General features: G+C 67.7%; 9 protein-coding genes. 1 reads left to right on the top strand and 8 read right to left on the bottom strand.

The window, feature by feature from the left end:
- Window positions 1-77 precede the first annotated feature (77 nt).
- The 8 genes from Q0654_RS15345 to Q0654_RS15310 all read right to left on the bottom strand — a co-directional run bounded on the left by Q0654_RS15345 (window position 78) and on the right by Q0654_RS15310 (window position 9146).
- A complete protein-coding gene (locus tag Q0654_RS15345; protein WP_298855382.1) occupies window positions 78-1325 on the bottom strand; it encodes an MFS transporter in 1248 nt (415 codons plus the stop codon).
- 27 nt (window positions 1326-1352) lie between these two features.
- Window positions 1353-1604: a hypothetical protein gene (locus Q0654_RS15340; RefSeq protein ID WP_298855379.1), complete on the bottom strand. Its 252-nt coding sequence runs from the start codon at window positions 1602-1604 to the stop codon at window positions 1353-1355.
- Window positions 1605-1667: 63 nt separating this feature from the next.
- On the bottom strand, window positions 1668-2336 hold the full coding sequence (locus Q0654_RS15335; RefSeq protein WP_298855376.1) for a hypothetical protein: 669 nt from the start codon (window positions 2334-2336) through the stop codon (window positions 1668-1670).
- Between the two features lie 11 nt (window positions 2337-2347).
- Window positions 2348-3010, bottom strand: coding sequence for a HupE/UreJ family protein (locus tag Q0654_RS15330; protein ID WP_343230146.1), 663 nt, complete (start codon window positions 3008-3010; stop codon window positions 2348-2350).
- Between the two features lie 74 nt (window positions 3011-3084).
- Complete coding sequence (locus Q0654_RS15325; RefSeq protein ID WP_298855370.1) at window positions 3085-6222, bottom strand: CusA/CzcA family heavy metal efflux RND transporter; 3138 nt, start codon at window positions 6220-6222, stop codon at window positions 3085-3087.
- 10 nt (window positions 6223-6232) lie between these two features.
- Window positions 6233-7444, bottom strand: a complete 1212-nt coding sequence (locus tag Q0654_RS15320; protein WP_343230145.1) for an efflux RND transporter periplasmic adaptor subunit — start codon at window positions 7442-7444, stop codon at window positions 6233-6235.
- Between the two features lie 17 nt (window positions 7445-7461).
- Window positions 7462-8712 carry a TolC family protein gene (locus tag Q0654_RS15315; RefSeq protein WP_343230144.1) on the bottom strand — a complete coding sequence of 417 codons (1251 nt, stop codon included), beginning with the start codon at window positions 8710-8712 and terminating at the stop codon, window positions 7462-7464.
- Between the two features lie 62 nt (window positions 8713-8774).
- Entirely contained in the window at window positions 8775-9146 is a 372-nt protein-coding gene (locus Q0654_RS15310; RefSeq protein ID WP_298855364.1) for a hypothetical protein, read from the bottom strand.
- Between the two features lie 152 nt (window positions 9147-9298).
- On the opposite strand from Q0654_RS15310, the gene Q0654_RS15305 reads away from it, so the two are divergent.
- Window positions 9299-9922: a tyrosine-type recombinase/integrase gene (locus tag Q0654_RS15305; protein ID WP_298855361.1), complete on the top strand. Its 624-nt coding sequence runs from the start codon at window positions 9299-9301 to the stop codon at window positions 9920-9922.
- Window positions 9923-9998 lie beyond the last annotated feature (76 nt).

The following is a 9998-nucleotide window of genomic DNA, read 5'->3' as shown; positions in this document are numbered from 1 at the left end:
TCAGTGGACCAGCTTCAGGAGGCCGATTCAACCGAGTTTTTCAACGGAATAGGCCAGAAGCGGACATCCCTCAGGCATCAGGTCGCCGCACCATTGCCGGTGGAGATCTCTCCCGGACCGGGCCCTTCCGTTGTTGGCCAGAGCCTCCATGCAAGGACACCGCCCACCGCAGCGAGCAGGCTAAGCGTTGCCAGCGCTCCCTGCATGCCCGTGCTTGCACCAACCCATCCGGCCAGCGGATAGGCCAGCAGCCAGCAGGCATGGGAAAGCGAGAATTGCGCCGCGAACAGGAACGGAAGGTCGCCGGAAGATGCCGCGCGTTTGAGGAGGCGGCCGCCTGGCGTTACCAGTGCAGCGTAGGCCATGCCGAGCACTAGCCAGGCGGGGCCCACGACCCACCAGGAAACGATGCCCCCAAGAGCAAGCCAGGCAACGGTGGTGAGGAGCAAGGTGGACACCATCACCGCGGCGGCGGACATCATGATCCAGCGGTCGGTGAACCGCTCAAGCAACCACGGCAGGCCGAGCGCAACAAGCATCGATCCAGCACCGAACGAACCCAGCGCCGCAGCGACTTCCTGCTCTCCGCCGCCCAGCGGCCCACGCACGACGACCACCGTGTTCACGAAAACCATCGCCCCACCCGCCGCGGCGCACAGGTTCAGCGCCAGCAGCCCGCGCAGGCTTGGAGTGCGCAGATAGATACCCATGCCTCGCATTGCCCGGGCGTAGGGGCTGCCCGCGGCGGATCCGGCAGCCGCCGGGAAACCAACGGCCATGACCAGCGCCGCGGAGAGCAGGAAGCCCACGGCGGTACCCGCGAAGAGTCCGTGGAAGCTGATCAGCGTCAGCAACGCAGCGGCAATGGCCGGGCTGAGCAGGCTTTCAAGATCGTAGGCAAGGCGTGACAGCGACAGCGCCCGGGTGTAATCGCGCTCCTCGGGAAGGATCTCCGGGATCAGTGACTGGAACAGCGGCGTGAATCCAGCCGAGGCCGACTGGAGCAGTGCGATCAGAAGGTAGATCTGCCAGATCTCGGTGACGAAAGGCAGCATCAGGGCGACGCTGGCTCGGACAACATCCAGCGCGATCAGCACGGGCTTGCGCCAGCCCGGCGGGACCGCGGCGCCGACCAGCGGCGCCAGGGTCACGTACACGATCATCTTGATCGCCAGTGCAGTGCCGAGCACCGCGCCGGCATGGTCCCCGGCCAGGTCGTAGGCGAGCAGCGCCAAGGCCACCGTCAGCAGCCCGGTACCGACCAAGGCCACCCCCTGCGCCAGGAAAAGGCGCCGGAAGCGGGTATTGCGAAGGATGGCGAACATGGTGCCCGGCCCGCGCCAGGCCAGCCGTCAGCTGCGCTCTTCCTCGGTATCGGCCTTGCTGTCCTTGGCCTTCCTGGCCTCGGCTTCGCAGGTCGCCTTCAGCGCCTTGTCGGCCAGGTCGGCGGAATAGCGCTCGGTGTCCGCCAGTTCTTCGCAGGTGATCGGCTTCGCCTTTGCAACCGGGATGGACTCGTGCAGGGACGGGTCGTGGGCCTGGACGGCGGCGGCAAACAGCGAGGCGGCGAACAGGGTGGTCAGGGCGAGGGATCGCAGGGTCACGGCACTACTCCTTGGGTGGGCGGCAACGAGCTGCCGCGGGACAATCGGTGATGGAACGGGATGTCAGGGACGGTACAAGGAAGGCTGGAAGCCGGTGACCACGATCTCGACGGTCACGGGCTTGGTCCCGCGGTTCTGCCAGTACCAGCCGTGGGTGCCGTCGAAGGCCGCCACGAACGTGCCTGCGGCCTCGCGCTGCGCGGCTTCGACCGCATAGCTGGTCCAGGTGCCTTTTGCATCGGGCGCTTCGCCATGCATGTCGACGGCGACGTCCGCGCTGGCGGTCCAGCGGAATACCAGGCCGTCGCCGGCCTTGAGGGCGGACTTCACTTCCGCGCCCTTGCCGGGTTCGAGGGTCACCGAGAACGTATCGGTGCGCAGCTCGCCGGGGCTGGCCGAGAAGGCCGCGGCGTCGAGCGACTGGCCGGCGTTGGCACCGAAGGCCGAAGCTGCCTTGGCGGCCAGCGTCGTGTTGGCCTCCGTGGCGTCCGCCGACGCCGCCGGCACCGAGGTGGCAGCTGCGGACTCGGCCGACGCCGGTTCCGCGGGTTCGTCGACCGCAGGCTGCAGTGCATCCAGGCCAAGACGGGCGCCAATGCCCGTGGGATCGATGCCGTACTCGGCCGGCAGCACGGTGGTGACCAGGATCACCGCGGCGACCAGGAGGGAGACCAGGGTGGCCCGCACCAGTCGGGCGGTGCTCGGCAGTTTGGGGGACTGTGGGTAAGACATGGCGGACCTCATCAGGAAACGAAATAGCTGGTGAGCTGGTAACCGATCAGCACGAAGCCGGCGATCATCAACACGGAGTTGGCGGCAAAGGCCTGCCGCGCAAAGGCGGCGCTGCGGCGCCAGAAGCCCATCACGATCAGGATGCCGGCCAGGGCCAGCAGCTGGCCGAGCTCGACGCCGACGTTGAAGGCCAGGATGTTGGCCACCAGTCCGTCGCGGTCGAGTTCGAAGTCCTGCAGCTTGGTGGCCAGGCCGAAGCCGTGGAACAGGCCGAAGACCAGCACCGCCACCTTGGTATTGGGCTGCACGCCGAACCAGCGCTGGTAGGCCCCCATGTTGTCGAGCGCCTTGTAGACCACCGACAGGCCGATGATGGCGTCCACCAAGTAGGCATTGACGTGCAGCCCGCCCAGGACGCCGGTGAGCAGCGTGACGCTGTGGCCGACGGCGAACAGCGTCACGTACACCGCGACATCGCGCATCCGGTACAGGAAGAACACCACGCCGAACAGGAACAGCAGGTGGTCGTAGCCGGTGACCATGTGCTTGGCCCCCAGGTAGGTGAACACGACCAGCTGCATGCCCGAGTTCTGCTCAAGGAATGTCTTGTCGTCGTCGGCCACGCCGTGGGCCCAGCCGGCCAGCGGCAGGAACATCAACAGCAGCAAGGCCATCCACCTGATGGCGGCGGTGCGTTGGGCATCGGTCAGCAAGGAGACCTCCGGATCCATGTTCAAGGGTCGAATCGTCATGCGGCCGCCGCCAGCTTCGCGTCGTCACGGCGGTGCACCAGTCGATACAGCGCCGGCAGCACCAGCAGGGTCAGCAGCGTCGAAGACACGATGCCGCCGATCACCACCGTGGCCAGTGGTCTCTGGACCTCGGCACCGGCACCAACATTCACCGCCATCGGCAGGAAGCCGAGGCTGGCCACCAGCGCGGTCATCAGCACGGGGCGCAGGCGGGTCACCGCGCCATCGATCACGGCCTCGTGCAGCGGATCGCCCTGTTCGCGCAGCGTGCGGATGAAGCTGATCATGACCAGGCCATTGAGTACCGCCACGCCGGACAGTGCGATGAAGCCCACGCCCGCGGAGATCGAAAACGGGATGTCGCGCAGCCAAAGCGCCAGCACGCCGCCGGTCAGGGCCAGGGGCACGCCGCTGAACACGATCGCCGCGTCCTTTCCGGAACCAAACGCCATGAACAGCAGGCCGAAGATCATCGCCAGCGCCACCGGCACCACCACCGAAAGGCGCTGGCTGGCCGAGATCAGCTGCTCGAAGGTGCCGCCGTACTCGATCCAGTAGCCCTCGGGCAGCTCGACGTCCGCCGCCACGCGCGTGCGCAGTTCCTCCACGAAAGAACCGAGGTCGCGGCCGCGCACGTTGGCGGTGACGACGACCCGGCGCTTGCCATTCTCCCGGCTGACCTGGTTCGGACCGGGCGCGACGTCGATGCTGGCCAGCTGGGCAAGCGGCACGTAGCCACCACCCGCCGCCTCGGGCACCGGCACCGGCAGGGCGGCGAGTGCCTTGGGATCCTGGCGCTGCGCCTCGGGCAGCCGCACGACGATGTCGAAGCGCCGGTCGCCCTCGAACCACTGTCCGGCGGTCGCTCCGCCCACCGCCACCGACACCGCCTGCTGCAGTTCGTCCACCGAGACGCCATGGCGTGCCAGGGCGGCACGGTCCGGCGTGATGCTCATCAGCGGCAGGCCGGTGGTCTGCTCCAGTTTCACGTCGGCGGCACCGGTGATGGCCTGCGCCACGCCCTCGATCTGCTCGCCGACGCGGGCCAGTTCGGCCAGGTCGTCCCCGTAGAGTTTGATCGCGACCTCGGCGCGGACACCGGCGATCAGCTCGTTCATGCGCATCTGCACCGGCTGCGTGAACTCGTAGTTGTTGCCGGGGATGGCCCAGACCGCAGCCTCGAGCTCGGCGATGAGCTGGGCGCGCGGCTTGCGCGGATCCGGCCACTGGTCGCGGTCCTTGAGCATGATGAAGGTGTCGGCCACGGACGGGGGCATGGGATCGGTGGCCACCTCGGCCGTGCCGATCTTGCCGACCACCTCCTCGACCTCCGGGAACTGCTTGATGCGGGCCTCCAGCTGACCTTGCATCGCGATGGCCTGGCTCAGGCTCGTGCCAGGGATACGCAGCGCGTGCAGGGCGATGTCACCCTCGTCGAGGCTGGGAATGAACTCCGTGCCCAGCCGCGTGGCCAGCCCACCGGAGGCGACCACGAGCACCGCCGCAGCCGCCACCACGGCGGTTCGCCAGGCCAGCGCCCGCTCGAGCAGGGGCCGGTAGCCGCGGCTGATGCCTCGCATCACCCGCGTCTCCTTCTCGGCAACCTTTCCCGTGACGAACAGCGCCACGGCGGCCGGCACGAAGGTCAGCGACAGCAGCATCGCACCCGTCAGCGCGATCACCACGGTGAACGCCATCGGGTGGAACATTTTCCCTTCCACGCCCGACAGCGCAAAGATGGGCAGGTAGACCGCGGTGATGATGAACAGGCCGAACAGGCTGGGCTTGATCACTTCGGCGCTGGCGCTGGCCGCCAGCTCGAAGCGCTCATCCCGGGTCAGCAGGCGACCCAGCGCGTGCTGGCGTTCGCCGAAGCGGCGAAGACAGTTCTCCACGATGATCACCGCGCCGTCCACGATCAGTCCGAAGTCCAGCGCGCCCAGGCTCATCAGGTTGGCCGAGACCTTGTTCTGCACCATCCCGGTGATCGTGAAAAGCATGGTCAGCGGGATGACCGCCGCAGTGAGCAGCGCCGCCCGGATATTGCCCAGCAGCAGGAACAGAACCACCACCACCAGCAGCGCACCTTCGAACAGGTTGGTGCGAACGGTGTCGATGGTGCGGTCGACCAGATCGGTGCGGTCGTAGACCGCATGGGCGCGAACGCCGGCGGGAAGGCTCTGGTTGATGTCCTCGAGCTTGGCGGCAGTGCGCCGGGCCACGGCGCGGCTGTTTTCTCCGATCAGCATGAACGTGGTGCCGAGCACTACTTCCTTGCCGTCCTTCGTGGCCGCGCCCGTCCTCAGCTCCTGGCCTTCTCCGACCGCAGCGACATCACGCAACCGCAGCGGCAGGCCGTCCCGGGTGGCGACGACGATGTCCCTGAGCTCGTCCAGGCCGCCCACCTGTCCGGGAACACGCACCAGGTACTGCTCGCCGCCGCGTTCGATGTAGCCGGCACCGACGTTGGCGTTGTTGCGGGCCACCGCATCCAGCACGTCCCGCAGGGTGAGCCCGTAGGCGACCAGCTTGACCGGGTCGGGAGTGATGTGGATCTGGCGCGTGAAGCCGCCGATGGTGTTGACCTCGGTCACGCCCTCCAGGTGCCGCAGCTGCGGCCGCACCACCCAGTCCTGCAGCGTGCGCAGGTCGGTGGGCGTCCACGGCCGCCCATCCGCCATGGTCGCGCCTTCTTCGGCCTCGACCGTGTACATGAAGATCTCGCCCAGGCCCGTGGCCACGGGTCCCAGCGACGGCTCGATGCCGGGTGGCAGCTGCGATGCCGCCTGCTGCAGCCGCTCGGCCACCTGTTGCCGGGCGAAGTAGATATCCGTGCCGTCTTCGAACACGACGGTCACCTGGGACAATCCGTAGCGCGAGATCGACCGGGTGTAGTCGATCCGCGCAAGGCCGGCCAGCGCCGTCTCGACCGGGAAGGTGATGCGCTGCTCGGCCTCCAGCGGTGAATAGCCCGGCGCCTCCGTGTTCACCTGGACCTGGACATTGGTGATGTCGGGTACCGCGTCGATGGGCAGACGCCCGTAGTTCCACAGGCCCAGCGCGGTCAGCGCCAGCACCAGCAGGAGCACGAGCCAACGATGCGCGATGGATGCGCGAATGATGCGTTCAAGCATGGCGCGCTCCTCAGTGGTCGTGGCTGGCGCCGGACTTCTCGATGTCCGAGCGGATTAGGAAGCTGTTGCCCGACACGTACGGCGTGCCCGGCTTCAGCCCGCCCAGCACTTCCGCGTAGTCGCCATCGCGCTCGCCCAGCTCGAGCATGCGCACCTCATAGGTGTCCTCGACCTGCGCAAAGACGACCGTGAAGTCGCGGAACGGCTGCAGGCCGGATTCCTTGACCGCGAGCGGGACCTCGCGGGCCGACACGGTCACCTCGGCCGAGACCGTCATGCCGGGACGCCAGCGGCCATCTTCGTTCGGAACCACGACCCGGGCGATCACGCCCTGGCCACTGGTTGCGATCGGCAGGATCGTGTCGATCCTTGCCTGGGCCATAGTGTCGCCGGTCGCGCTGCGCACGCGAACGGCCTGGCCCGGCGCCAGCCTGTCGGCATCGCTGCCGATCGCGCGGAGTTCCACCCATACCCTGGACAGGTCGGCGATCTCGAACAGGGCGGCGTCGCCGGCGACATCGCCGACATTGGTGTTGCGCGCCAATACCACCCCGCCGATCGGTGCCGTGACCGGATAGCTGCGCATGCTTTCGTTGGCCTCGATGGTGGCCAGTGCCTGGCCGGGGCTCACCGTCTGGCCCAGCTGCGCCGACACCGAGCGCACGATGCCCGGGAAACGCGCGCGCACGCTCGCGTGCCGGTTGTCATCCATCGCCACCGTACCCAGCAACGGCACCACGTCGCGGATGGTGGCGGGGCCGGCGGCCTCGACCACCACGCCGGCCTCCCTCGCCGCCGCCGCGGGGATGGTGGTTCGGCCTTCGTAGGAGGCAAAACTCCAGTTGAAGTCGCGGCCGCCGTACGTGGCGCTCACCTTCACGTCGAACGAGTGCGGCTCGGTGACGGTGTCGGGGCTGCCGAGGTGATCCTGCTCGGCGCTGAACTCAAAGACATTGATCTCCCCGTCCAGGCGAGTGAGTTCGATCTTCGCCTGCACCGCGGCCGGATCGAGCGGCTTGCCGCCCTGGTAGGCGTAGAGCCGGTACTGCGGCGGCACGCCATCCTCGAAGATGGTGATCTCCAGCGCGAAGTCGCCCTCGCGCAGCAGCCGGCCATTGTGCGGACCGCGTTCGAATTCGCCTGCCGTGGGTGCGGCGTGGCCGCCCTCGGCGGCGCCGTGCGGGGTGTCCGTGCCGCAGGCGGCCAGCAGCAAGGCGAACATCAGGGTGAGCAGTCGGATCATGGCGTGGAGTCCTGGGCATTCGCGGTCAGGCGTTCAACCTGGACCAGCAGCAAGTGGTATCGGGTCGCGGCCTCGACGGCGCGTTCGCGGAGCCGGAAGAGCGTGTCCTGGGCCTGGGCCAGCGAATAGAACGAGAAGCGCCCGGCTTCGAAGCCGCGGCGGGCCTGCGCCACCGCCTCCTCCGCCGTGGGCAGCATGGCGTCGCGCAGCGTCTCGATTTCGGTGCGGGCGTGGCGGAGCTCCTGGACCTTTTCGAACAGGATCTGGCGGCTCTCCAGGCGATCGGCGTCCCGACGGGCCTCGAGGGCGGCCAGCTCGGCATCGGCTTCGGCAAGGGAATAGGCCGCACGCCGTCGGCTGCCCAACGGCACCGATACCGACATCACCAGGCCTTGGTCATCGATGCCTTCGATCCGGCGGACGCCGAGGCTGAGGTTTACGTCAGGCGAGCGACTCGCTTCACCAACGCGGCGACGGGCCGCCACGGTTTCCGCCTCCAGGCGGTTGGCCCATTGCTCCGGCGTCTCCTGAAGCCTTGCCTCGAGCGCGGGGAAATCCTCCACGTCCGGCAAGGACTGCAGATCACCCTCGACGACCTCGAAATCGGGCGCGGATGCGCCCCAGGTCGCCGCCAGCGCCATGCGGGCACTTTCCAGCTCGTGCTCGGCGTGCTCGAACTCCAGCCGGGCTTCGGCCGCCGCCAGTTCGGCGGCATGAAGGTCGGTCTCGGGGTTTCGCGCCGCCTGTACCCAGGCGGCGACCTCGTCCCGCGTACGCTCGGCCAGGGACACCCGCTCCCGGGCGTACTCCAGGCGCTGCTGGTCGGCGAGGACCTCGATGAAGCGAGCCGTCGCCCGGCTGGCGATATCGATGCGGGCCTGCTGGACCCGCTGCGCCTGCTGTCGTACCTGCGCCTCGCCGTAGGCCTCGCGGGCAGCCTGCTTGCCACCCAGCTCGATCACGCGACCGATGCGAAGCGTGGTCTCGGCGGAGTCCGCGCCGCCCAGGCTTCCGCTGCCGGCGACGTTCTCCAACTCGCCACCCACGACGTAAGGCGGAGGAAGGGCATCACGGGTGGTTCGGGCCTGGACGGCCTGGAGTTGCGCCGCCTCCGTGGCGACGACGGGGTTTGCAGCCAGGGCGCGGGCGACCGCCTCGGGAAGACGCAACGGTTCGGCGGCGTGGCCCAAGGGGACCAAACCGCAGGTCCCGGCCAGCGCCAGGACAAGCAGGTAACGCAGTTTCACGGAAAACCTCCGGGATCGACGGACGACAGGGAGCGGGCCGCGTCAGGGCGGCCGAACGTCGATCAGGCGATGGGAGGTCGGAAGGGTGTCGCGGGAATGCCGAGCCTGGGTGCCGCGGCTTCAGGCATCGGCGGGGCATCGGCCGGCGGGATCGCAAGCGCTACCGCCCAGGAGGCGCCAGGCGCGGCGGTGGCCCCGCTTTCGGCCTGGTGCATGAGGCCGTGGAAGCCCTTGGTGTGGTCCGGGTCGCTGGCGGGGTCGTGGTCGGCATGGTCGTGGCCGTGGTCAGCGTCCGCAGCGGCCAGCACGGCGTGTTCAACCTCGTGGACCCCGCCCATCTGCTCCACCATGGGCCGAGCCATGATGCTCAGGACAAGCAGCATCAGGGCGCTCAGGCGCAGGAACCGCAGGGTGCGGGCGGGGAGACGGGGCATGTCGATAGCCTGCGGGAGCCCGGAAGTCCATGTCAACCGGGCCGATTGACCTCGGCTGCCTCCATCACCCCCGGTGCTGGTTCAGTTTCCCCGGGAGCGTCCAACCGCTTCAGGCGCAGTAGCACCATGGGTATCCCGGCTTGGAGAAAGCCATGAACAACACCCTCCCGAATGCCAATCACGCCCCCTGGAACAAGGGCAAGCTCACCGGCCAGAAATCGCCGCTTCGGCTGAACGAGATATACGCGATCCGGGTCCGCCTCCAGCTCGCGAACCGAACCCGTGACCTGGCCCTCTTCAATCTGGCCCTCGATTCGAAGTTGCGGGCATGCGACTTGCTCCAACTGCGGGTCCACGACGTGACCCATGGATCCCAGATGGCCTCGCGGACAGTTGTCATGCAGCAGAAGACGAAGCGTCCCGTGCAGTTCGAGATCACTGAGCAGACCCGGACGTCACTCTCCCACTGGATTGCCAGTTCGAAGCTGCACGCCAGCGATTTCCTGTTCCCGAGCAGGGTCCATTCCTCGCTGCACCTGACGACCCGTCAGTACGCCCGGATCGTCCATCAGTGGGTCCGCGATATCGGCCTCGATGACGCGAGTTACGGCACGCATTCAATGCGCCGTACAAAGGCGGCGCTCATCTATCGAAGAACCCACAACGTGCGCGCGGTGCAGCTTCTTCTTGGTCACACCAAGATTGAAAGCACCGTTCGGTATCTCGGCGTCGAGCTGGACGACGCGCTCGAGCTGGCCGAGCAGACTGATATCTGAAGACTCGGGAAGTTCCGCTTTGGGTCTATTCCGTTGAAAAACTCGCCATCTGGCTGGCGGCTGGGTCCGGCGGTTT

It is taken from the genome of uncultured Aquimonas sp. (assembly GCF_937888285.1).
Lineage (GTDB): Bacteria > Pseudomonadota > Gammaproteobacteria > Xanthomonadales > Xanthomonadaceae > Aquimonas.
Note: the sequence above shows the minus strand (reverse complement) of the source record. Positions and strands in the feature narration are given on the sequence as shown.

Bases quoted from the DNA above. Each gene is read 5' to 3' on its own strand.
- Q0654_RS15335 (WP_298855376.1), bottom strand. From the start codon at position 2,336: ATGTCTTACCCACAGTCCCCCAAACTGCCGAGCACCGCCCGACTGGTG.
- Q0654_RS15320 (WP_343230145.1), bottom strand. From the start codon at position 7,444: ATGTTCGCCTTGCTGCTGGCCGCCTGCGGCACGGACACCCCGCACGGC.
- Q0654_RS15310 (WP_298855364.1), bottom strand. From the start codon at position 9,146: ATGCCCCGTCTCCCCGCCCGCACCCTGCGGTTCCTGCGCCTGAGCGCC.
- Q0654_RS15305 (WP_298855361.1), top strand. From the start codon at position 9,299: ATGAACAACACCCTCCCGAATGCCAATCACGCCCCCTGGAACAAGGGC.
- Q0654_RS15330 (WP_343230146.1), bottom strand. From the start codon at position 3,010: ATGGCCTTGCTGCTGTTGATGTTCCTGCCGCTGGCCGGCTGGGCCCAC.
- Q0654_RS15345 (WP_298855382.1), bottom strand. From the start codon at position 1,325: ATGTTCGCCATCCTTCGCAATACCCGCTTCCGGCGCCTTTTCCTGGCG.
- Q0654_RS15325 (WP_298855370.1), bottom strand. From the start codon at position 6,222: ATGCTTGAACGCATCATTCGCGCATCCATCGCGCATCGTTGGCTCGTG.